Source organism: Actinotignum sanguinis, assembly GCF_003957255.1.
Taxonomy (GTDB): Bacteria; Actinomycetota; Actinomycetes; order Actinomycetales; family Actinomycetaceae; genus Actinotignum; species Actinotignum sanguinis.
On the sequence record NZ_QDIE01000029.1, the window covers coordinates 1 to 24,173 of the forward strand.

Below are 24,173 nucleotides of genomic sequence, written 5' to 3' on the forward strand. Positions count from 1 at the left end.
TTGCGGGGTATCTCCTTTCGAGGATAGGTAGGAGTTGATTCGAAAGGTACCCGCGATGGTCGCCTTTGTGTATACCGACACGAGGATCACCGCGGGATACAGATACACCACACTAACGGACGCAACCATACTCACCGATTCCCAGCGTACTTGAATGCGGAACCAAACTCCGATAACTCCTTTAAGTGATCCGCAAATTTTTTCTCCCATTCGCTCCGCCCATCATCAGCAAAGTTCTTGCCAACTTCTACGAGAATTCCCACTTCTTTCGGTGCGAATCTCACGCTCTCCAAAGATCTTTTCGATTACACCCTCGCCTACTTACGGATCCTTGAAGAGCTGAAGCACCGCCGTTTCACCGTGGGGCGACGTCGCCCCGCACGACCCATGCTGGCCCGAAGCCACATAGGAACCACCGGAAAAAACAAAACGGAAACGTGACGCGGGATATCACAAACTCTCCGAAGGGCACTAAGAGCCCACAGGGTAACACCCTACCGCTAATGCGTTAAGCTCCTGCAATTCTGCCGGGTGGGAATCATAGTAGTTTTGGTGATTCCGATACGCTTCGGCCGCAAGCCGATCACGCATTTCCTGCCATGCCTCCGGCCAGCGTGGATCATTCGGCTCAATCTTCCCAACCGTAAAACGCCGCACCCGCATCTCCTCAAGAATCCGCAGATAGGCAAGAGTGTAGTCGAAGTGATTAATCCCAATAGCAATGGAATTCTTTTTCTTTGCAAAGCGCTTATCTTTTTTATCTGTAAAAAGACTAAACGATATACCGGTATAAATAATTCGAGTTATATCAGTAAAATAGACCTCCCGATAAGGCAATGGCGAGAAGCTGTACCAAGTTTTTTCATTATCCACGCCAAGCCGGCGCTTGTATCCGACCCACAAGAACCAAGAACAGAAAACCATCATAATGGGGCACAAAATAATTCCAAGCGTTGCATCATCGGGTCGGCTTGCTTCGTCAGAGAAAACTAAAGCAGTGCCGGTAAAAGCAATCGTGAATTCACTTACCCATCCAAATGTGAGAAAAAGCTTTTTGTGTGAAAATACCCGCGGCTCGCGCGGATACTTGCTCATTTTCCGCAATGCCCGCTGGAACGAGGGCGCGGCAGCTACCAAAGTACTGACAGGAACGGACATGAGGAACCTCCATACTCACGAGCCGCTGCGGCTACAGTGTCTCATTCGAACGCTCAATCGGACTTGGCTTCTAACCCCCATGTCCACGCACCACTAACGGTACGGTGGGAAGCTTCTCCTGCGCTACCCGTTCCGGAGCTAATCAGTACCCTCCCCACCCGGACCCCATAATCATCACCGCTCCACGCACCACTGATCGCTGCGTGTATCTCACCCCCCAGCAAATTTTGTGTAAGCGACCGTCGGTTCTGTGCTACTTTTCGACCGTCGCTAACATTTTGCCCAGCCAGATACGATTCGAGTTATAATTCTATTGAGCAATCTCACCAGATTTATCTACGCCTTTGGTGTAGCCCCAATTCCATTCCCTTTTGAGATAGTCCAGCGTCGGTTATCCAGAAGGGTTCAGAATAACGGGCCCCGCTACACCTCGTATTTTTACCACATTATGAATGGATGACACATGAAGAAATTAATAGCGGCACTCGGAAACGCCGCGATCGCCGTTGCACTTGCTGGAGCAGGATTGTTTCTGCCCGCCACCGCCAGTGGCGTCGCCACACAATGGGGTCGTGGTATTAATTCCCTAACCGGCGGCGCGGTTAACTGTCAGGGCGGGGATACCTGCGTAGAGAAGGTAGGTGACATCGCCCATGTGACCTATACAGTACAGACAACTCCCCTAGTTCTATCCTCCGACCATATCCAGACAGCGCGCGGCACCTCCATTTTCGTCCCCTCTGTACTCGAAAATGTAAAATTTACTCTCATCAGTGTCCCGGATCGAGCCTGGGAGGTTGCGGAGAATTCCGATGTGCGTGTAACAACTACAATTCCTGTAAAAAGCGTGGAGCAAGCTCTCCCCATTATTGATGTGACGCGCGATTCCTCCGGTTGGCTAGAAACGCCGAGCAGCGGTGGGGTCATTTCCTCTGATTTCACTGATCCAGACTTCGGGATATGGCGTACTTCGGCGGGCACTGCAAAGGCCGGTGCGGAGCCATCGTATCTGGGTTATAGCGCTCCGGTAAAAAATATGGAGATGTACGACGAATACAGTTTCGGTATCAACGAGCCGGGTGTTTTCACGATCAAGGTCGAAGGCGATGTCACCGTCCAATCAGAACTGACCGTCCTTCCTATCCGCGCAACTAATAAGCTCTGGAAGTGCAGTCAAGAAGGTGGTGGGCCCGGTTCCTATGAGGAGGGATGCCAGAATCTCCAGGAATATAATTGGGCCCGCACGGGTGAGTTACCTGCTTATTCACTGACGGATCCCGCCACTAACAAGTTCCTTCTTGGACACGCTACTCCCGCAGGTCTGACCGGCTCACCCCAGTGCATCGTCACCGGAGAATCGGGCCGCATCGACCTCATCGGTACCGATATTGGAAGTTCTGCGTCGGCTTATGATCGATACTCCTTCACCTTTGCCCTCCACTCGAATCCTGCGGTTACTTACTACCTGAGCGGAATCAACGAAGACGGCTGTGACCAGGCCGCAGTAGTCGTGAAGATTTGCGAGAAGACGGTGCCGGAAGATAAGAAGCCCGACAGTCCCGGAACATCTGATACTGGTGTTCCAGCCACGCCTAGTACCCGGCCCACTACCCCGGGAACCCCCGACGATCCGGAGACTCCCGGTAACCAACCGAGTACACCGAACACTCCGGGCAGCCAAACCCCAGACGCTCAGCCCAGCGCTCCGAGTACCCAAAGTCCCGAAACACCGGGAACTCCTGGTAGCACTACGCCCAGCACGCCCACCAATGAGAATCCCGGCACGAACCCACCCGAGGGCCCGCAGGTAACGAAGAAGCGCACTCGGCCCCAGCTGCAGCGCACCGGCACCTCGACCGCCTTTGGCTTGGTAGCTGCCGCGGCCCTGCTCCTCATGGGCATCCCGGCGGTCACGCGCAGCCGCGCCAAGCGCACGGCATAGCACGCCTTAACCGCAACGCGGGAGACGTCCGGTCACCAAACCGCGATGTCTCCCGCGTTTGCTTTCCATGCGCCAGCCGTGTATTCGACCACCCTATTCAGAGCGGAAGCGCGGAACTCGTCACGAATACCTCACCGTTACTTTCTTGACTATTGTAGCCTATAGACTACAATGAGGTTATGGAGATAATTTCCAGCAGTTTGTTTGACGCGTGGCTAGACAAGCTGAAAGACAAACACGCGCAGCGGCGTATCTTGTACGCAATAGCCAGATGCGAGGCTCACGGAACGATGCTAGGAGGAACGGTCATGACCAAGGTAACTTTTTCAACTTTCGACGCAAGCAAATACCTCGATAGCCAAGAAGCGATGAACGACTACCTGGCTATTGCTCTCGAAGATGGCGATACAAAAACCGTACAGGTAGTATTGCGCGATATTGCCCGGGCTCGCGGCATGAGCCAACTCGCTAAAGATACTGGACTCAACCGCGAATCGCTCTATAAATCACTGTCAAAAGACGGCAATCCGTCCTTTGCCGCTATCACGAAAATCATGAAAGCCCTCGGACTGAAGATAACGCTCGCTACCCAAAACGCCTAGTTCCCGGTTAGCATCTCGAATCACACTAGCCGGAGTTCCTTCAATCCGCGTCACGGTTACGTTATCGTTGCAATCACGTTATTAGAACGACGACGGCGCTAGCCCGCTACGCCCTCAGCCGCGCAGATAAGCTAAGTGTGTCAATCCACCATGCGAAATGCGGCTCGGGCTGTTTCCACGAACACCTCACCAGCCCGCCCGAGGCGTGCCTGCCGGCTCCACGCCAACACACACCGCACACCCACAAGCCAGTCAAGTGGCACAAACACCAAACCCGCATCCCCACTTATAACCGTGCTCTCCAACACGATAGCCTCACCAACCCCAGCCCTAACCAAACCCCCAGCCTGGCGTCCTGTCCCATACCATCCCACCACATCCAACTGGTTTTCCTTACCTAACCAATACCCCAACTCCCGACTGCCCTCGCCCGGCAACAACAACCCACGCCGTGCAATATCCGCCCGACACACCGACTCCCGCCCCGCTAGATCACTATCACTACGAGTGAGAAGCCCCCACCGATCCTCACCCGGCAAGCTAAGCGTCTCCCACGAAGCACAATCCCAGGAAGCATCTAACACCGCAAAAGAAGCTCTCCCCTCGCCAAGCATGCGAGCCGCTTGCTCCCTACCACAGGCCACTACCTGGAAACTAACACCCGCAAACCTCTGCCGTACCTGCCCCATCACCATCGCAAGACTATCCAGGCCCCTACCCTCGCGTCCCACAATCACGACCCGCCCACGCGGATCATCCACCGCATCCTTTATCTCGCTCACAGTTTTATCCACAAGCGCCAGAATCTGAAAACTGCGCTCCACTAAATGCCAGCCAGCCTCCGTCAGCTCGCTACCGCGCCCCACCCTCCGGGTAAGCCGGTAACCCACTTCCTCTTCTAACAACTGGATACGCTTGACCACCGCCGCCGTGGTGCAACCACACTCACGAGCAACCGCGTCCATCGTCCCAAGCCTCGAATACGATACGAGGGTTTCTAATAACTCAAGCCTCACCACAAACACCCCATCTCACAAACCACGAAAAACCACACGCGCCACACCAACACACAGGCAAGGGGAACCACGCCTCCTTGCTTCCCGCGCAAGCAAAACCACACAGCCACAAAGCATGACCAGCACCGCTTAGGCTCACTCACGCTCCTCAACGAGCCCAGGGGCGTGTTTACAAGAAATAAATAGGGGGGTGGTAGGCAAACCAGTTTCGAACATTCGCCTACCACCCCCAACCCCTCACATTGAGGGGCTAGCCGACATGGCTTCTATATTTTTTACTTACGACGACGCTGCCAAGCCACCAGACCACCAGCAACCACGAGCAACACAGCCATACCAGCCAGACCCGTAGCAGTCGTTCCAGTAACCGGCAAGCTCTTCGCAGCCGTCTTGAGTTTGCCGATCTTCACGGTAAAGGAATCCACTACCTTGCCCTCACCGTCACTGACCGTGATGGTGATCTTCTCACCAGGGCGCGCTCCCTCATTCGGGGTGACAGTAATAGACCCATCCGGATTCAAGACCGCGCTGCCCGGGCCGTTGACCGTGATCGTCGTGCCAGGTGGGACATCCCCGCCCTTATTAGGCACGTCGATCTTCTTACCCGGCCCCGTGATCGAGTCGTCCCAATCCGGGGCAGGTTTCGGCTCAATAATCGTCACCGTGATGTTGTCGAGGGGATTACCTACCTTATCGACCACCTTGATCGTGATCGTCGTGCCAGGCTGAGCCCCATTATCCGGCGTGAGAGTAATACTGCCGTCAGGATTGAGTACCGCGGTGCTAGGACCAGTAACTTCCACCGTGGTGCCCTCGGGGATTTCACCCTTGCGCTTTTCGATAGTTACCGGGCTATCCGGAGTAGTAGTCGTGTCATCCCAATCCGGGGTATCAATCACCTTCACCGGCACCACAACAGTGGGCTTATCCGGGGTCGGGTACTTAGGCGTGACCTCAACAGGCGGGGTCAGCTCGCCAGGAGTCTTACCCTCAGGGATAGTGATTGTGACCTTACAATCCTTATCCACTGTGACAGTCCCTCCATCAGCGCGCGTGATAGGACCAGAAGGCTCACACTGGGCTGGATCACCAGGCCCGTTGACCGGATCAATAACAATCTTGCCACCCGGCACAACAGGGGTGGGGTCCGGGTAGACCGGTACACCCGTACCAGCCATACACACCCGCGTCTCATCCTCGTTCATATCCCGAACCTGAGACTCGGTCTTAGTAGTGGCGTTCTCCGGATCCAGGACCCACTTCTTAGCCGCGCTATCCCACTTATACGGAGTAGTCGTCACGATCCGAGTCTGGGTAACCTTGCGGGTAGCGCAATCCTTAGCCCCCTCCTCGCTCGAGTCCACCCATTGAGTTTCCTCAACCCGGATACCGGGGTTGACGGTGCATTCTTGCAGCTCAGCATCGCTCATATCCCGCGTTTGGGTTTCGGTCGTGGTCACGGCCTTGTCGGTGTCCACCACCCATGTCTTGGTAGTGGCATCCCACTTGTAGGGGGTAGTCGTCACCGTACGAGATTGCTTGACCTTACCAGCCGCGCAATCCTTCGCACCCTCGTCCGAGGAGTCGACCCATTCCGTGGTATCAACCTTGTCAACGGGCGCAGGCGTGCAAACCTGAAGCTCGCCGTCACTCATATCCCGAGCCTGGGTCTCGGTCGTGGTCACGGCCTTCTCAGTATCAAGAACCCACTTCTTAGTTCCCGCATCCCACTTATAGGGAGTCGTGGTCACCGTGCGAGACTGTTTCACCTTCCCAGTGGCGCAATCCTTCGCACCCTCCTCGCTCGAGTCCACCCACTCGGCATTGTCGATCTTGTCGGCAGGCTTGGGGATACAGACCTGAAGCTCAGCGTCAGTCATGTCCCGATTCTGGGTCTCAGTGATAGTTACCGCGTTTTCAATGTCCACCACATACTCGTGTGCGGCCGTGTCCCACTTATACGGAGTCGTGGTCTTCGTGCGGGTCTGCTTCACCTTCCCCGTGGCACAATCCTTTGCCCCGTCCTCGGTACTATCGACCCACTCGGTGGTATCCACCTTATCGGCAGGGCGAATCGCACAAGCCATCAATTCCGTATCGTTCATGGGCCGGGTTTGAGGCTCAGACTCAACCTTCACCTTGTCCGTATCCAGGACCCAGGTCTTAGAGACCGCGTCCCACTTATACGGAGTCGTGGTCTTGGTGCGGGTCTGGGAAACCTGCTTGGTCACGCAATTCTTCGCACCCACATCAGTGCTATCCACCCACTCAGTGGTCTTCACGTCATCGGCAGGGGCCGGGGTACAGACCTGAAGCTCCGCATCACTCATATCCCGAGTCTGATTCTCGGTCCGCGTGGTCGCATGATCCGGGTCGGCAACCCATTGCTTTCCAGCCGCGTCCCACTTGAAAGGCGTGGTCGTGACGGTACGAGTCTGAGTCACCTGCTTGGTGTCACAGTTCTTCGCGCTCGAATCGGTTGCGTCCGTCCACTCGCCTTCCGTCACTACCGGTTCCGGGGCGGGTGTACGTACATACACGTTAATTGGGGTGGCATCCAAGAAGTCAACCGTGCCGTTACCAGCCGTGGTGAAGACACCCGCGGTAAACGACGTATTCACGTCACCAACCGCATTAGCAGTAACACTCACGGGCAGGGTGCCAGTCGCAGTCGAAGCCAGAGTACCGGTCACTACCTTCACAGCCGTCACAGCCGCCGGGTTTGCCGAGCAATCCGACCATGAGAGAGTCTTGCCGGACTTATCCGATTCAAGAGCAGTCGCTACCGCAGCGCGGTCTTGGGTCGTGCACTGCACCGAAGCACCACTCGGTACCTCACCAACGGATGCGAGTTTCACGTTATCGGGAACCTGCCACACCAGCTCACCCGAAGCGTTACCGGTGGTCGCGTTACCCCACGAAAGCGTGAACGGAATAGACGCAGTCCCGTTCTCCAGCGTCACCACATTATCGGGAGCACTGGTAGAAATAGACGCGGTAGCCTGTTCAACCAGACCGGTTGTGAAGGAGATGCTCCTAGAGCGGCGTACCTCGCTCAACGGCTGCTGATCTGATTCCAGGATGACTTTCGTGGTTCCGGTCTGCGGACTCTTCGCCATAACCTGGGCCTGCACCACGTAGTTCGGGGTACCATCCACCACCGGGAAGGAGACAGTATCCCCAGGAATACCGCAATTCTTCCGATCCACGCTATCAGCCGCAGCGGTCAGAGTACCGGCGCCAGCATTCGTGACTTTCAAACACGCCGGAAGCGTAGCCGTGACCGTTCCTTGGTTCAGGCCGTCTTTCGCGGTGAAACCAAGATTCAGGTTACGGACCTGACCAAACAAACCATCCGCCTTATCCCACGCAGGATTCAAACCAAAGGTTCCATCAACAGCAGTGAAATACGAGGAGTGGTAATTCCCCACTACCGACTCGTTCGCAACGACTTGTCCGTCTGCAGTAATCATGAATCGAATTGGCAACTGTGTACCTATAGCCGAGGTATCATCAGCAGCGCGGATCATGCTCAAAACGATGCTAGAAGTGTTTTGGTCATTTGCTTGAGGTAAAGAGATCGGCCATTTTCCTTTAACACGAACAGCCTTAACATTGCTCATGTCTGTAGTGTCGCTACTCCACCCTTCTGTCGCGTCTCCGAACATTCCGCAGGAAAAGCCACCAGCCATGGAGTCAGCGGTACCGCGATAATACTCAGCAGGCACGTCTAGTGCCTTAGCCACGTTAAGCTGTTCGGGTGAGAACATGGCACACGCGGTAGCGTGCTTATTTTTCAAATTACCGCTGTTAGGGAACCAGGAGTTGAAAACAATTTCCACAGGTTGTGCTTTCGAGATTGCATATCCTGGGGCGTAATAATCTGGTGTTTTCCATTGATTATGAATTTCCGAGTGCAGGATAGGCTGCGAGGCATCAATAACAGGACGTGTAAACGGTTCAGTTGCTGAGGTGATCGGGTATTCCGCTCCACTGAGAGTAGTGGCGTAGATTTGTGCCTTACCAAGCTCAATACCGGTGCCACCGGTAGCTTTATCGGCAGGGATAGTGTAATACAGCTTTGCGAAGGCAATAATATTTCTGTTCCACGCCCTGTCCATATAGTCTCTGATTGGCCAGGATGACGCTGTCAGATCAGCACCCGTAACCGTAAATGTTGCTTTCCCATCCGCGACGGTTACCTCACCGCATTCGCCGTTATCGCGGAGAGAAGCATTTTCCGGGCCAATCCCATATTTTTGATATGGGTAGCCCCAGACGCGATCTGTTGCGCAAGTGAAAACTGTTCCTTCAGGAGCGGTCACCGGGATCTCGACACGATAGTCTCCAGTTAACGCCTCCACGCCCTTATTTAGCCCAGAGTCCGGGCGGGGTGATTCGATGTGTACAACCGAGTGAGAATTAATATTCCCGGAGGTAGTTTCCCAGCGGGCCTTTGCAGTAATCGCGTCCACGCTGGCGGTAAATTCTGGTTTTGCTGACACCTTCGTCGAGACCTGGTTCGAGGTAGCACCACCAGCCGTGAACTGGAGCGGGATCACCGAGTCATTCGCGGCCCGGCGCACAAACACCTTCACCGCCGACTTCACGCTCTGCCCAGCCTTACCAGACAACTCACAACGAAGCGTATTTTTGTTCTTATACGTTAGATCATTAGTAATCGCCTTGCCGGCGTTATTACAAAACGAATCAGAACCCGCAGCGAACTCCACACCAGCAGGCAACTCCGCCTCAAGCGTATAGTCACCATCCTTGGTAACCTGCCACGATACCTCATAATCAACAGTATCCAGCGAACGCACAACCCCATTATTCGGACCCGTATCCTTACCGGGGCCCTCTTCTTGGCTGAAGTCAGGGGTACCATCAGCCACAACCGCGACCGCAAGGTCTTTCACCATATGCTCGGCCGCAAAGCTATAAGACGCTACCCCCCCCCCGTCACAACAGCGAGCGCAGCAATTGACGCCGCCACCCGTTTCCCAATCTTGACCATCAAGATAACCTTTCCCAAAAACACCAAGCACCAAGCTTGATCCAAATCCAACCAACACCAAGAAAACCGCGAAAAACCAAGCCTTCCCAGCAAACTCATGTATTGGCGCGTGAAACAACCACCACTCAGTGGCCTTCAGCTACATACCTTAACCGATTTTCTTGCATATTTGTAAGGGATAGGCGCCACTATTCAGACAACACCCCGCACCCCACCGCCACAAACACTACTCACAAGCCACTGACCTGCATCTTTACAGATTTTATTATGCAAGCAGCCGTTTATCCGACTACACCACGAGGTGTGGTGTCCATAAAAAAAATCTGTTGTAGTGGAGCCCCCGGCAGGACTCGAACCTGTGACCTGCTGTTTACAAGACAGCTGCTCTACCAACTGAGCTACGGAGGCAATTCTTGCCCGGCGCACCCGCCAAGCAAGGAACCAGAGTTTATCATGCCAGAATCCCCCCTCTGGAACAAATAGGGATCCCGGGAGCTAGGCGCTAGCGGGGCGGCGCGAAGCGACCGCCCCGCTGCGGCGTCGTCGTACCATCACGGCACGCGGCGCCGGGCAAAGCGCTACTTGAGGGCGTCCAGCGCGGCGGTGAGCTTACCGTCGGTCCAGTCCGCCACCTGTTTGCCGTTGAGAAGCACGGTGGGCGTGCCGGTGAAGCCGTCGGCGCTGAACTGTTGGAGCGACTGCCCCAGCAGCTCGGAGTACATGCCGGGCTTGCCTTCGCCAACGGCCACATCCGCGATCATCTGCTCGGCTTCGGCATCGGTGAGGCCGGCCCTCTTACCGAGCTCGGCCAGCTGCGCGGTCTGCGGCACCGGCACCTTTTCCTTCGATTCGAAAAGCGGGGCCGTCATCGCGAAAATCTCATTGTGGTAGGCCGCGAAAACATCGGGGCGGTGCTCCGCGACCCACAGGGCCGAAGCAGAGGCCGTATGCGAGAATTCGTACTGGGATTCCACCACGAGCGGGTGGTAGACCAGCGTAATCTCGCCATTCTTCGCGCGCTGGGTGAGCTCCTCCGCGTAGGAGGTTTCCAGGCGGTTGCACCACACGCACAGGTAGTCGAAGTAAATATCAACAACCGGCTTGCCTTCGTTCACGGTGCCGGCCGCCAGCGAGCTCCCCACGCTCACCCCCACATCCGGGGTGGTGTTCTTGGGTAGTTCCGCGGTGACCTTCGGGGCGGGACGTTCAGCCAGCGGCGTAGCCGGCGCGCTCGGGTACGCGGCCGCGGAACTTTCCTGCGTGGCCGGGGCACCCGCCTCATCCTTCTTATTCGAGAGGATGAACCACACGGCCGCAGCGATAAGCGCCACCACCACAACAGCTGCAACAACCGCGAGCGCGCGATTGCGCCGCGCCCGCTTCTTTTCCTGTTCCTGGAGCCGGGCCGCCGCCGCGCGCGCGGTTTCACGCCGCTGTGCAGCGGAGGTCTGCCGGTTATTCTTCTGAGTCTGTGCCATTCACTTTTCCTCGGTTACGACGACGCGCCTGCGGCCAGCCGGCCACTGCGCCTTTCACCCTGACTTTAACATGTCAATTATCGCCGCTTTCCCTGGGAAAAGTGAGGGCCAGCCGGGTGACATTGCCCGCGCGGGCCAATTAGTTGGCGGCGCCGCCCATAATATCCCTGATCATCGCGACGAGCGGTTCGCCGTAATATCCGAAACTGAGCGGGGTATCCGCGGGCACGCCCAGCACCCCGCCAAGGGCCAGCAACGCGATCCCGGCCGCGCCGGCGGCCAGCACCACGGTCCAGAAAACTCGGTAGGAGCGCGTGGGAGCTAGGCGCCCGAAAACAACCGCGCTGCCGCGGCGTGCGGGCCGCCCGCTCGGGCTCAGCCAGGAGATTGCCACCCCCGCGAGCGCCGCCACCGCGCCGGCGCCCGGCCCGGAAAACCCACCCAGGCGCGCCGCCACGTAGCCGAACGTCACCGCGAGAAGCCCGATCCCGTGCAGCGGAACTACACTGACGGCGCTTTCCACAAAGGTGAGCGGGGCGCGCAAAATTTGCCCCAGGTGTTCCCCGCGGAACGGCCCGCCTTCTTCTTCACGACGCCGCAGCAGCCGCGCCGCGTTCCGTTTCGCAAAAACCAAGCCCACTGTGACGAGCGCATATCCCACGTATCCGGCTATCTGCCAGGCAGCAACCAGGGCGCACAGCAGCGCACCCGCCACGAAGGTGAGAACGGGAGTACGGCGCGGCGGGCGGGCCCACAGCGGGAGCGACGTGGGTTCCGGCGGCGTGGGTTCCGGCGGCGTGGGTTCCTGCGGTGCGAACTGCGAATAGGGCGCGGATTCCGACTGAGGGTCAAAGGCTGCGGGGCCGAAGGTGACTGGCGTGGTGGGACCCGGCGCAGCAGGCCCCGGTACGGCTGCCGGGTAGGGCGCGGTGGCGGACCCGGCGTAAATGGGCTGGGGCCAGGTCTCCGGGAAAGCACTGGGCACGCTATCCGTGGCGTTGTAGCTCGGCCCTGCGGCAGCTGCGGGAGCGGCGGCCGGCGTGACTGGCGCCACCTGGGTGGGCAGCAGGCGGGGGGCGGTGGCGGCGTCGTCGTACTTCCCACTCTCCCCCGCATCTTCTGAACTTTCCGGGGAGGTGAGCGGCAGTGCCGCCGGCGCACAAAGGGGCGCGGTAGCGGGAAGTGGCGCGGGCGCAGGCCGCAGCGCGGGTGCAGGAGGCGGTGCGCTCACCGGAGCCTCCGCCCACGCGGCCGGATCCGCGAGCGCCGCGACCACCGCGTCAATCCCCCAGCGTTCCTCCACCGGCTCCGCGAGCGCGGCGCGCAGGGCGTGGGCGATGCGCGGGGGCACGCCGGTGACATCCACGTCCCCTTCGAGCACGCGGCGCATAATAACCGCCGGGTTCGTGCCGGGATACGGGTCGTGCCCGGTGGCGGCGAAAGCGATGACCGCGGCGAGGGCCCACAGGTCAGCGGCTTCGTCCGGGGCGTGACCGCGCAGCACCCGCGGATCGAGGTAACCGGGAGTGTGGGTGACCGCGCCGGATACGGTGAGGCGGGCATCGCCGCCCGTCTGCGCGATTCCGAAATCGATGAGAACCGGGCCGCCTGCGCCGAGCATGACATTCGAGGGCTTGAGATCACGATGCAGTACCCCGAGGCGATGTACAGACGTGACCGCGGCGTGGAGCTGGCGGGCCAGGGTGACGAGTTCCGCCGGCGGGTAAGGGCCGTCCACGCGCACATCCTCCGCGAGGGTGGGGCCTTCCACCAGCTGGGTGACGATAAAGGCATCCTCGTCATCCGTTTCCGCGTCGAGGACTTCGGCAACGTAGGGCCCGCGCACCCGCTGCAACATCGCAACTTCGCGCCGGAGGCGTTCGCGCCCGGCTGCCCCGTCCACGGCCGCCGGGTGGAGGAGTTTCAGGGCAACGCGGGTGCCGGCGCCATCCACCGCCTCGTAGACCGTGGACATGCCGCCGAAGCCGATGCGCCGCACCAGCCGATAGCCACCGATTTCCTCCCGCATACCTCAAAAATACCGAAGTGTGCGGGCCGGCGCATTTTTCCCGCGGAGCACGCCCTCGTATTCGAGTTCCTGACGTGGCATAATAGTGGGTGAGCGTGTCAATGCCGACCGCTGTTACTGATGGAGAATTCCCATGGCTTCTGTGTCACTCGTCAACGCGACACTGTACTATCCCGATGCGCCCGCACCGGCGGTTGACCACGTGAATCTCCATATTAACGACGGCGAATTTTTCGCGCTCACCGGCCCGGTTAGCTCCGGGAAATCCACGGTTTTACGCATGATTGCGGGGCTGGAGGATATCGACTACGGAGCTGTGCTGCTGGACGGAGAAGATGTGACCGCGCTACCGCCCTCCATGCGCGATGTAGTGATCGTATTTCAGAATTACGCCCTGTATCCGCATATGACGGTCGCGGATAATATGGGCTTCCACCTGAAAATAGCCGGGGCGGACCCGGAAGATATCGCAGCGCGGGTGGCGCAGGCGGCGGATATTTTGGAACTCACCGAGTTATTGGACGCGAAACTCGCGCAGCTGACCCGCGCGGAACGCCAGCGAGTCTCCATGGGGCGGGCGGTGGTGCGCCGGCCGCGTATTTTCCTCATGGACGAGCCGCTGAAAAATATGGATGTGGAAATTCGCGATGAGATTCGCGAGCAGATTTCCGTACTTCAAGAACGCACCGGGATCACCACGGTGTACGTGACTAACGATCCGCGCGAAGCTTTCAGTTGCGCTCACCGCGTGGGTGTGATGGTGGACGGTGCTCTCCAGCAGGTCGGCACCCCCGCCGAAATCTTGGCGGATCTCACCCCGCCCGTACGGGCCTTCCTGGAAGAAGCCGGGATGGTGGAAGCGGGGGCCCTGGTTGATGGCACGCCGGGCTCGCGAGCTTTCGGCTACGATTAAGCCGCAGCTACTCCCGGAAAGGACACTCATGCGATCCTCGCTATCCATTATGGCGGCTAGCGTTGAACCTGACCTCCTCGATCTGCCGTGGAACGTGGCGCTCGAAGAGTGGCCGCGCGATCTCATCGCTGCGCTCCCCCGCGGTATTTCCCGCCACACGGTGCGTTTCGTGCGGCTCTCCGGGCGCATTATCGCCATCAAAGAGATTTCCGAGCTGGTGGCGGTACGCGAATACGAACTCTTGCGCACCTTGAAACGCCTCGGGGCGCCCTCGGTGGAACCGGTAGCGGTGGTCTCCAAACGTACCGACGCGGAAGGCAACGCCCTCAACGCCTGCCTCATCACCGAGCATCTTCCCTTCTCACTCCCCTACCGCGCTATTTTCGGGCAGCAGCACCGGCGCGCCACCATCGCCCAGCTCATCGACGGGCTGGCCGTGCTCCTGGTACGGCTCCACCTTCTCGGGTTTTTCTGGGGTGATGTGTCACTTTCGAATACCCTGTTCCGCCGCGATGCGGGAACTTTCGCGGCCTATTTGGTGGACGCGGAAACCGGGGAGCTCTACAGCCCCATCACCCAGCGTAAACGCGAATACGATATTGACGTAGCCCGCACGAATATCATCGGTGAGCTCATGGATTTGCAAGCCGGCGGCGTCCTCCCCGAAGATTTCGACACCATCGGGGTGGGTGATACCTTCGCTGATCGCTACTTCGAGCTATGGGAAGAAATCACCGCGCAGGTGGCTATCGGCCCGGATGAAAAGTGGAAGGTCACCGAGCGGGTGCGCCGCCTCAACGACCTCGGCTTTGACGTGGACGAAATCGCTATCGATTCCGGCCCGGACGAAGACCGCCTCCTCATCCAGCCTAAGATCGTGGAGGCCGGGCATTATTCACGCAAGGTGTGGCGCCTGACCGGCCTAGATGTGGAAGAAAACCAGGCTCGGCGGATCCTCAACGATATTGACGAATACGCCGCCCTCCACAATAAGAGCGGCAAATCCGACATGATGATTGCCCACGATTGGCTCGCGGATGTCTATGAGCCGACCGTAGCCGCGATCCCGCCCGAACTCACCGCGAAACTGGAGCCGGCCGAGCTGTTCCACGAAATCCTCGAGCACCGCTGGTTCATCTCCGAAGACCAGCAGCGCGATGTGCCCCAGGCCGAGGCTGTGGCCTCCTTCGTGGAGAAAGTGCTGCGCCACCGGCGTGACGAATCAACCTTCCTGGACGGAGAAACCGGGGAGATCCCCGCGGTCACCGCCACGCCGGAATAAAGCGCGGCACGGCGCCGGAGTAGTGTGCCGGAGCACGGCAAGGCTCAGGCCGCACCTGCCCCTAGGCCGCGCTTTTCTCCGTGAGCTCCTTGATAACCAACTCAGCCAGCTGGATGGTATTGAGGGCCGCGCCTTTGCGCAGGTTATCGGCCACGCAGAAGAAGGCCAGCCCGCGCCCGCCCGGCACCGAGGGATCACGCCGGATGCGCCCCACGAAGCAGGCGTCCTTCCCGGCCGCATCCAGGGGATTGGGCAGATCAACTACCGCAACACCGGGGGCTGCTTCGAGCAGCTGGATAGCGGCTGCGACGTCGACCTCCCGCTCAAATTCCGCGTTGACGGACATCCCGTGCGCGGTATACACCGGCACGCGGACGCACGTTCCGGCCACCGCGAGGTCCGGGATACCTAGAATCTTGCGCGATTCGTTGCGTAGTTTCTGTTCTTCGTCCGTTTCACCGCTGCCGTCCTCGGCAAGGTTCCCGGCGAAAGCGACCGCGTTGAAGGCAATGGGGGCCCGATAGACCTCGGGGGCGGGCAGCTCCACGGCGTGCCCGTCCAGGGCGAGGGCCTCCACATCGCCGCCCAGGGCGCTGCGGATTCCGGTGGTCAGTTCGTGCACACCGCGCACCCCGGAACCGGACACCGCCTGGTAGGACGAAGCGATAAGGCGAGTGAGCCCGTACGCATCGTGCAGCGGTTTGAGGATGGGCATAGCGGCCATGGTGGTGCAATTCGGGTTGGCGATAATACCCTTGGGGCGGCGCGCGATATCTTGCGGATTCACTTCGGAAACAACGAGCGGAACATCCGGGTCGCGGCGCCACGCGGAAGAATTATCGACGACGACGGCACCTGCCTCCACGAACTTCGGCGCGTAGGTGCGTGAAGCATCCCCGCCGGCGGAGAACACCGCGATATCAATACCGGCCAGGTCAGCGGTGGCAATATCTTCCACCACGATGTTCTCACCCCGGAAGGGAAGTTCGGTGCCGGCTGAGCGCGCCGTCGCAAAGAAACGCACTCGATCCACCGGAACCTGGCGTTCTTCCAGCAGGGCGCGCATAACTCGCCCGACCTGCCCGGTTGCTCCCACTACTGCCAAGGTGATGCTCATCGACCTGTCCCTCCGTATACGATTGCTTCTTCGCTGGCGTCCAGCCCGAAGGCGGTGTGGACGGCGCGGGCGGCCGCGTCCAGCACATCCGGGTCCACCACCACGGAAATCCGGATTTCCGAGGTTCCGATCATATCCACATTGACCCCGTTATCTCCCAGCGTCTTGAAGAGCTTGGAGGAAACGCCGCTATGGGAGCGCATACCCGCACCCACGATGGAGAGGATCCCGATTTCGGAGGTGACGGCGATGTCCTCGAAACCGAATTCGGCCTGGTTGGCGCGCAGCGCGGCGACGGCGATATCCACCTGGTCGCGGGGAACCGTGAAGGAAATATTGCTCAGGCCCACGCGGGTAAGCGCGGTGTTCTGCACGATCATGTCAATATTGCAGTCCGCTTCGGCCACGCAGGAAAAGATTTTCGCGGCGGATCCGGGAAGGTTAGGGACACCGGTGACCGAAATTTTCCCCTGGTTGCGGTCGTGTGCCACTCCGACGACGACGGCGTCTTCGTATCCGCCCTGTTTCGCGGTTTCTTCCACTATCCACGTCCCTTCGTTCTCGGAGAATGATGATCGTACGTGCAAGGCCACATTGAATTTCCGGGCGAATTCCACCGCCCGCAAATGGAGCACTTTCGCTCCGTGTGCCGCTAATTCTAGCGTTTCTTCGTAGCTGAGTTCGCGGCGTTGGCTGGCCGCGGGGACGATGCGGGGATCCGCGGAGAGCACCCCATCCACATCCGTGTAGATTTCGCACACGTCGGCGCCGAGGGCGGCGGCGAAGGCCACGGCGGTGGTATCGGATCCGCCCCGCCCGAGGGTGGTGACATCATTGGTGTCGTTCACGCCTTGGAATCCGGCAATAATGGCGACGGCGCCGTCTTGCACGGTCCGGAAAATGCGTTCGGGAACGATCCCGGTAATAGAGGCATTGCCGTAGCGGGCATCGGTGTGGAGGCCGGCTTGCTGGCCGGTGAATGCGCGGGCGACGACGCCTTCGTCATTGACGGCCATGGCGAGCAGGGCCATGGAAATGCGTTCCCCCGCGGTCAGAAGAATATCGAGTTCCCGCGCGGGCGGGTTATCGGTAACGTTGTGGGCGAGGTCCAAGAGATTATCGGTGGTGTCTCCCATGGCGGAAACCACGACGACGACTTTGTTTCCGGCCTTGCTGGTCTGGGCAATTCGTTTCGCCACTCGTCTGAGCCCGGCAGGATCGGCGACCGAGGATCCCCCGAACTTCTGCACGATGAGTGCCACATTAACTCCTATTTTTCCGAGACGTACTAATGGTAACTGGAAGCGCGTAGCCGCCTGCGGAGCTTTCCGATATTTTCAGGTGAGATTGTTCTCCTGATCGGCTGCCTGATGTGATGCCGCATTCGGGCTGAGCGCTGGGCTTTATGGTGATCCCGGAGCTGAGCTGCTTAGTTGTGCTCGCCGTGCGTTTCCGCGACTGGGGCGGAAGGCGTGGTGCCCGGAACCACCGAGGGCATTCGTCCCGTATCTGTTGTGCCTGTGCCGGGCGTACCCGTGGTGTTCGCGCCAGTGCCGGCGGTTTCCGGTGTGGTGCCGGTGGCACCCGTGGCGGTGTTCGCGGTTATGCCGCTGGTAATGCGGGTGCGGCCTTCGAAGGCACGCGAGAGCGTGATTTCGTCGGCATATTCGAGGTCTCCGCCCACGGGGAGTCCGGAGGCGAGGCGGGAAAGCGCGATACCAATGGGGGTGAGGAGGCGAATGAGGTAGGCCGCTGTGGCATCGCCTTCAATATTGGGGTCGGTGGCGATAATGACTTCGGTGACACGGCCATCTTGGAGGCGGGTGAGGAGTTCGCGGATGCGCAGATCTTCCGGGCCGATACCCTGGATGGGGTTAATGGATCCGCCTAGAACGTGGTAGCGCCCGCGGTATTCGCGGGTGCGTTCGATGACCATAATGTCTTTGGCTTCTTCAACGACGCAGATCACGGAATCACTGCGCCGGGTATCTGAGCACAGTGAACAGATATCGGTTTCGGTCACGTTGCCGCAGATCTGGCAGAAGTGGACGCGTTCCTTGACTCGGAGCATGGCTTCCGCGAGCGCCCGCACCTCGGGTTCTTCTTGTTCGAGGAGGTAGAAGGCAATGCGTTGGGCGCTCTTCGGGCCGATGCCCGGCAGACGCCCGAGCTCATCAATGAGCTCCTGCACGGCGCCGTCATACACCCCCGCCACTACATTCCTCCTTGCGCGGTATCAATTTCTTCAACAATGGTTCCCGAGAGCATCTCAACCACAACGTGCAGCCCGACAACATTGCTCTGCTCGATTGTGGGATCGTCTAAGGAGACATCATCCTCTTCAGTAGGATACCCCACCCCCGGCTGCGAGGCGGCATTATGCTGGTTATTCGAGCCATTCGCACCGTTCAGGCCATTCGCACCGGCCACGCTACCCCCGCCAGTGTTGTTTGCGGGTGCGGCACTAGCCGCCGCGGTGGGTGCGCCACCAAAAGATGCACTGCCTGCGGGTGCGTTACCACTCGCACTGCCGTGGCGGAGCTGACGCAGGTGCTCCCGCGCGTCATAGGTAGGGACGTCCTGGGTACGCTGCGGTGGGCGCGGGATATGGAAATCTTGCGCAGGTTCATATGCAGTCACCTGCCCGGAGGTACCTCCCGGGCCGGTGAAGGGTTGCGGCATGGGCATATTCTGAAGGTAGAAAGGGACCTCCCCGACGGAGCTAGCCCCGCCGGCATTGCCTGCCCCAGGACGGCTCGTTTCCGCACCAGCCCCGCCGGAGCTGACCGCGCCAGAACTAGCCGAACGGGGCGCAGCACTGTGCCGGCTGGGCGGGTAGTCTTCCGCGTCATCCGGATCGGAAAGTTCTTCAGGTTCGGGCCACTCATCATCCCTGCCATCCCTGGCTGCTCCACCAGCGCTGTTGGCAGTTCCCGGCCGCGCCGATGCAGCGCCAGCGCCTGCGGGAGCGGGAGCGGCCGCCGCGGTGGCGGCATTAGCTTTTGGGTGGGCACCACCGCCGTCAGAAACACCCGGGTGAGGCTGGGTAGTTACCGCCGCGGACTGGGGATTCTCCGCAGCTGCCGCACCGCCCGGCTGCCCCGCGGCATCGGCCTGCTTTGCCGCCGCGGGAACGACCCGCACGGTAACAGGAACCGAGGTGAAATGTGACAGGTGCGCGCTCAGGCGCTCCACATTGCGCGGATCCTGCAAGGCTCCGAGGACCTTCTCCGAAGTAAATTCCAGCGCAACCTGGTTTCCCTGCGAACCGAGTACCCGGGTAGGCCCGGAGAAAATAGCTTGGGCGAAACGCCCGGAGGAGGTGACTTCCGCCCACGCGGCCGTGAGTTCCGCGGCATGATCCGGTCCCGATACTTCAGGAGTGGCAGCTTGATCAGCGCTCCGATCGGGCTTCTGGACCGGCTGCGAAGCAGGTGCCTGCACGGGCTGCTGAGCCGAAGGTGCGCCCGGTTCTTGCACCGGCCGATCCGCGGCTGGCGGCGCGGGCGATTCCGTAGCTTGTTGAGGAGCGGGCTGGGCGGGGGCTGCGGCGTCGTTCTGCACCGAAACGGAAGCACCGGACTGTTGCGCGGACGCAGGCGGAACGCTAGGAGACCCTGGCACCACCGGTGCCCCGCGCTGCGCTGCGGCCGCGGCTGCTGCCGCCCGCGCCTTTTCGCGCGCGATTTCCTGCGGTGATTTCCGCGCGGTCCCACTAGCTGCGGCACCCGAGCGCACCCCGCTATTTTCCCGCCCCGCACTACCGGGAGCCGCCTCCGAAGGCGACGGCGCAGCACTGGCTGGAAGCAAAAGCCGAGCGCAGAGCAACTCCAGCTGCAAACGCGGCGACGTAGCGCCGACCATCGCGGAGAGGGCCTCGTTCGCACGCTCGGCGCTTTCGGTGGCACGCGCCGCCCCCAAGGCCTGCGCCTGGGCGCGCATGGTGGCTAACTGATCCTGCGGCAATTCGCCCAAAGCATCCGCCGCTGCTTCCCCCGCCAAATCGATAACGATCACATCGCGCAGGCGCTGGAGCAGATCTTCCACGAAACGGCGCGGTTCATGCCCAGCACCGATAAGTTCTTCGACGACGCCGAAAAGCTGACTCCCAGAACTTTCTGCAATAGCGTTGACCGCGCGATCCAGCAGGCCGCTATCCGTGTAGCCTAGCAACGCAACCGCCTGAGAATAAGACAGCGTGGATGTTTCCGAACCGCCCATGAGCTGGTCCAGAACCGAGAGGGAATCCCGCACCGAGCCGCCGCCCGCCCGCACTACCAAGCCGAGCACCCCCGGTTCCGGGGTAATCCCTTCTTCTGCGCAAATTTGCGAGAGGTACTCCTCCATCCGCGCCGGGGATACCAGGCGGAAAGGATAGTGGTGGGTACGCGAGCGAATGGTACCGATGACTTTTTCCGGCTCCGTGGTAGCGAAAATGAACTTGATATGAGCCGGGGGTTCTTCCACGAGCTTGAGCAGGGCATTGAAGCCCTGGGTGGTGACCATATGGGCTTCGTCAATAATGAAAATCTTGTAGCGATCCCGGCTGGGGGCAAAAGCCGCGCGTTCAACCAGGTCACGGGCATCATCCACCCCGCCGTGGCTGGCCGCGTCCATTTCCACCACGTCCAGGGAGCCGGGGCCATCCCCCGCGAGTTCCCGGCACGAGGCGCATTCCCCACACGGCGTATCCGTGGGAGCCTGCGCGCAATTCAAACAACGGGCCAGGATGCGAGCCGAAGTGGTTTTACCGCAGCCGCGCGGGCCGGAGAAGAGATAGGCATGCACGGTGCGCTCCCCGCGCAACGCAGCCATGAGGGGACGAGTTACCTGCTCCTGGCCGATAACATCTTGAAAACGCTCCGGGCGATACCGCCGATACAATGCCATGCTCACGAGTATCAGTCTACGGGGTACCTACGACACGAATCATCCGCGTGAAAAACCTGTGGATACAAGACGCCCCACGCACCCGCCAGAGCCCGCATACCCTTGCTGCCTTCCGGCCCTGGGGGAGTTTTGCAAGATGACGCCACGTGGGGTGTCAGGTGCCAGTCTAAACGAGTTCGCGAAGAATGCAAAACACGGGGAGATGGCCCGGCTTCGTTTTCACCATTTTTTGTGTCAGAGGCCCGCGGTACACTCTCTAGCGTGAGTGGGCGATCCCCGCGGTGGCGGGAGTATCGCCGTCGTCCACAACAACAGGGAGAATCAATGGCTTTCCTTACCGAAGATCTATTGGAAACACTGCGCTCGCGGGCGGCGGCGGTGGATGCCGCCAATGAATTCCCGCGTGAAGACTACGAAGATTTGAAGCAGGCTGGCTACTACGGCGCTTTTGTCCCCAAGGAATACGGCGGAGCCGGCTTGAGCCTGGTGGAGATCTGCGCGGAACAAACCCGTTTGGCGAAGTACGCCCCGGCCACCGCGCTGGGAATTAATATGCACCAGATCATTGTGGGGCTCGGCCGCCACCTGGTGAGCAACGGCGTTACGGCCGGGGAAAAGATTCTGCGGGAAGCCGCGGCCGGTAAGCTCTTCGCTTTCGGTATTTCTGAGCCGGGTAATGACCTGGTGCTTTTCGGTTCACTCACCCGGGCCGAACGTGATGAGGCAGGGTACCGGCTGTACGGCACCAAAGTTTTCACGTCCCTTGCGCCGGCGTGGGATTACCTCATGACTTTCGGCGCGCTCAAGGATGATTCCGGGGTGCGTGACGTTTTCGGCCTAGTTGAACGGGGCGACGGCGGCTTCGCCATCAAGGATGATTGGAACACCCTCGGGATGCGGGCCACCCAATCCAATTCCACGGTTTTGGATGGCGCGCTACTTCGCGATGAAAACGTATTGGGGATCGTGGCGCCGGGCCCGAATAAGGAACCGGTGGTCTACGGCATCTTCTCCAATTTTGAGATCCTCCTCGGGGCTACCTATCAGGGCATTGGCGAACGCGCTATTGAGGTTGCCGTTGAGCACGTCAAGGAGCGCCGCTCGGTTCTCCACAACGATGTTTACGCAAATGATCCTGATATCCGCTGGCGTATCGCGGAAGCCGCGCTCACAATGAACGCGGTGGGTCCGCAGCTGCGTGAACTAGCTGCACATATTGACAGCGGGGAGCTGGGCGGGGCGGATGAGTACCCGCGTTTCTCCGCGGCCAAGAATGCGGCGGCAGAAGCGTCGCTGCGCACCGTGGAAGAATGCATCCGCGCCTGCGGGGGAAGCTCGTACTACGCGGGCCATGAGCTTTCGCGGCTCTACCGCGATGTGCTGGCCGGGCTTTTCCAGCCTTCCGACCAGGAATCCCTGCACGGTTCGTGGGCAGGCCTGGTGCTCGGGCCCGTCACCCCGAAGGAGAACTAGCCCCAAAATCAAGGAGTATGTGCATGAGTGAATCCGTACCTGAAGTTTCCTACAGCACGAACGTGGATCGGGCGCTGCTCGGTGACCTTCCCTGGCAGCCGGCTCTGGAGAATCTGGATCTATTGGCCACGCCGGTGGCACAGGGATTGCAGGCTGTTGCGCAGCGCCATCCTGAGCTGGCAGCGCAGGCCCTGGTCACAGAGATTGACCCGGAGTTCGCGGATACCGAACCTATGACGGAACATTACGGCCTGGATTTGGCGGTGTCGTGCAATTGCGTCCTGGTGGCTGGTAAGCGTGAAGGTGAGGAACGGGTGGCCGCCTGCGTGGTGCGGGCAACTACCCGCGCGGATGTGAATCACGTGGTGAAGAAGTTCCTCAACGTTCGCAAGGCTTCATTCTGGCCCACCGAGCTAGCGGTGGAAGCTTCGGGTATGGAGTACGGCGGAATTTCCCCGGTCGGAGTTCCGCAGGCATGGAATCTCCTTATTGATGCGCGAGTGGCTGCGGGCACTGCCCTGATAGGCTCGGGGCTGCGCCGCTCGAAGCTCGTGGTGCCGGGGGCGCTGCTCGCGCAGCTACCCGGCGCCCACGTGCTGAGCAACTTGGCAACAGAATAATCGGCAATCTAATAACGTGGGCATCACCTCATTGGGCTGAGTGGTGCTCACGGCCGAATCTACGCTAAGCTGTACAGGCAGTTTAAAACTGCCCTGGAGGATTCGCCTAGTGGCCTATGGCGCACGCTTGGAAAGCGTGTTGGGTGCAAGCCCTCGGGGGTTCGAATCCCCCATCCTCCGCAGATGTGAAGTGCCCGCTCCGATTTTTCGGGGCGGGTACTTACTTTTATCTATCACCCCAGCTAGGCGGCAAGCTGGGGTTAATAGACAAAATTAGTTGCTAATGGCGGCGTGTGGGTTAATAGACAAAATTAGTTGCTAATGGCGGCGTGTCGTTAACGTCCGATCTGGCCTTTACGGATGTTTAGGGTTAATAGACAAAATTAGTTGCTAATGGCGGCGTGTCGTTAACGTCCGATCTGGCCTTTACGGATGTTTAGACCGTCTTCCCAGGGGTGTTCGGTATCGATATGGGTATCAATCTCGACGGGCTTATCACTAGGCGTACTAACCGGTTCCTTCCTTGGTTGGATCGTGTTTGACACGAAATCAGACATCGGCTGCGTGTTGATCGACCTGGAATAAAGCCAGTAATCCAGGGCGGTGAGCAGGTGAGACTCAGACCAGCCACGGTGG

The 24,173-nt window shown here is 59.6% G+C and carries 15 protein-coding genes, 2 tRNA genes, 1 other RNA gene and 1 pseudogene; 7 read left to right on the top strand and 12 right to left on the bottom strand.

The window, feature by feature from the left end:
• Window positions 1–471: 471 nt before the first annotated feature.
• A complete protein-coding gene (locus DDD64_RS07075; protein ID WP_126135691.1) occupies window positions 472–1,158 on the bottom strand; it encodes a hypothetical protein in 687 nt (228 codons plus the stop codon).
• 463 nt (window positions 1,159–1,621) lie between these two features.
• On the opposite strand from DDD64_RS07075, the gene DDD64_RS08805 reads away from it, so the two are divergent.
• Together DDD64_RS08805 and DDD64_RS07085 are read left to right on the top strand one after the other, a co-directional pair.
• Entirely contained in the window at window positions 1,622–3,100 is a 1,479-nt protein-coding gene (locus DDD64_RS08805) for a hypothetical protein (protein WP_164545958.1), read from the top strand.
• Between the two features lie 179 nt (window positions 3,101–3,279).
• A complete protein-coding gene (locus DDD64_RS07085) occupies window positions 3,280–3,702 on the top strand; it encodes an addiction module antidote protein (protein ID WP_241227537.1) in 423 nt (140 codons plus the stop codon).
• A gap of 140 nt (window positions 3,703–3,842) precedes the next feature.
• Here DDD64_RS07085 and DDD64_RS09205 read toward each other — a convergent pair whose 3' ends face one another.
• The 5 genes from DDD64_RS09205 to DDD64_RS07110 all read right to left on the bottom strand — a co-directional run bounded on the left by DDD64_RS09205 (window position 3,843) and on the right by DDD64_RS07110 (window position 13,242).
• On the bottom strand, window positions 3,843–4,727 hold the full coding sequence (locus tag DDD64_RS09205; RefSeq protein ID WP_407706511.1) for a LysR family transcriptional regulator: 885 nt from the start codon (window positions 4,725–4,727) through the stop codon (window positions 3,843–3,845).
• Between the two features lie 266 nt (window positions 4,728–4,993).
• On the bottom strand, window positions 4,994–8,191 hold the full coding sequence (locus tag DDD64_RS07095) for an Ig-like domain-containing protein (RefSeq protein WP_164545959.1): 3,198 nt from the start codon (window positions 8,189–8,191) through the stop codon (window positions 4,994–4,996).
• Window positions 8,192–10,067: 1,876 nt separating this feature from the next.
• Window positions 10,068–10,143: transfer RNA gene (locus tag DDD64_RS07100), tRNA-Thr, on the bottom strand.
• Between the two features lie 170 nt (window positions 10,144–10,313).
• A complete protein-coding gene (locus tag DDD64_RS07105) occupies window positions 10,314–11,213 on the bottom strand; it encodes a DsbA family protein (RefSeq protein WP_126135694.1) in 900 nt (299 codons plus the stop codon).
• 139 nt (window positions 11,214–11,352) lie between these two features.
• Window positions 11,353–13,242, bottom strand: a complete 1,890-nt coding sequence (locus DDD64_RS07110; RefSeq protein ID WP_126135695.1) for a serine/threonine-protein kinase — start codon at window positions 13,240–13,242, stop codon at window positions 11,353–11,355.
• Window positions 13,243–13,375: 133 nt separating this feature from the next.
• Here DDD64_RS07110 and DDD64_RS07115 point away from each other — a divergent pair, with 133 nt between their 5' ends.
• Entirely contained in the window at window positions 13,376–14,155 is a 780-nt protein-coding gene (locus DDD64_RS07115) for an ABC transporter ATP-binding protein (protein ID WP_126135696.1), read from the top strand.
• A gap of 28 nt (window positions 14,156–14,183) precedes the next feature.
• Complete coding sequence (locus tag DDD64_RS07120; protein WP_126135697.1) at window positions 14,184–15,437, top strand: DUF4032 domain-containing protein; 1,254 nt, start codon at window positions 14,184–14,186, stop codon at window positions 15,435–15,437.
• A gap of 61 nt (window positions 15,438–15,498) precedes the next feature.
• Here DDD64_RS07120 and DDD64_RS07125 read toward each other — a convergent pair whose 3' ends face one another.
• The 5 genes and pseudogenes from DDD64_RS07125 to ffs form a co-directional block, all read right to left on the bottom strand.
• Entirely contained in the window at window positions 15,499–16,554 is a 1,056-nt protein-coding gene (locus DDD64_RS07125; RefSeq protein ID WP_126135698.1) for an aspartate-semialdehyde dehydrogenase, read from the bottom strand.
• Window positions 16,551–17,816 carry an aspartate kinase gene (locus DDD64_RS07130; protein WP_126135699.1) on the bottom strand — a complete coding sequence of 422 codons (1,266 nt, stop codon included), beginning with the start codon at window positions 17,814–17,816 and terminating at the stop codon, window positions 16,551–16,553. Before DDD64_RS07130 ends, DDD64_RS07125 begins: the two co-directional genes overlap by 4 nt.
• 347 nt (window positions 17,817–18,163) lie before the next feature.
• A pseudogene (gene recR, locus DDD64_RS07135) lies at window positions 18,164–18,769 on the bottom strand (recombination mediator RecR); the annotation flags it as partial.
• Entirely contained in the window at window positions 18,769–21,444 is a 2,676-nt protein-coding gene (locus DDD64_RS07140; RefSeq protein WP_241227552.1) for a DNA polymerase III subunit gamma and tau, read from the bottom strand. The gene DDD64_RS07140 and the pseudogene recR, both read right to left, overlap by 1 nt.
• Before the next feature lie 62 nt (window positions 21,445–21,506).
• An RNA gene (gene ffs / locus DDD64_RS07145) (signal recognition particle sRNA small type) lies at window positions 21,507–21,603 on the bottom strand.
• 165 nt (window positions 21,604–21,768) lie between these two features.
• On the opposite strand from ffs, the gene DDD64_RS07150 reads away from it, so the two are divergent.
• The 3 genes from DDD64_RS07150 to DDD64_RS07160 all read left to right on the top strand — a co-directional run bounded on the left by DDD64_RS07150 (window position 21,769) and on the right by DDD64_RS07160 (window position 23,717).
• Window positions 21,769–22,917 (top strand): acyl-CoA dehydrogenase family protein, encoded by a 1,149-nt coding sequence (locus DDD64_RS07150; RefSeq protein WP_126135702.1) that lies wholly within the window; start codon window positions 21,769–21,771, stop codon window positions 22,915–22,917.
• A gap of 23 nt (window positions 22,918–22,940) precedes the next feature.
• A complete protein-coding gene (locus DDD64_RS07155) occupies window positions 22,941–23,537 on the top strand; it encodes a YbaK/EbsC family protein (protein WP_241227539.1) in 597 nt (198 codons plus the stop codon).
• Window positions 23,538–23,632: 95 nt separating this feature from the next.
• Window positions 23,633–23,717 (top strand) — tRNA-Ser (locus DDD64_RS07160).
• A 227-nt stretch (window positions 23,718–23,944) separates the two neighbouring features.
• On the opposite strand, the gene DDD64_RS08955 is transcribed toward DDD64_RS07160, so the two are convergent.
• Window positions 23,945–24,173, bottom strand: a 229-nt coding sequence (locus DDD64_RS08955; RefSeq protein ID WP_206435358.1) for a hypothetical protein, incomplete at its 5' end; no start/stop codon positions are given.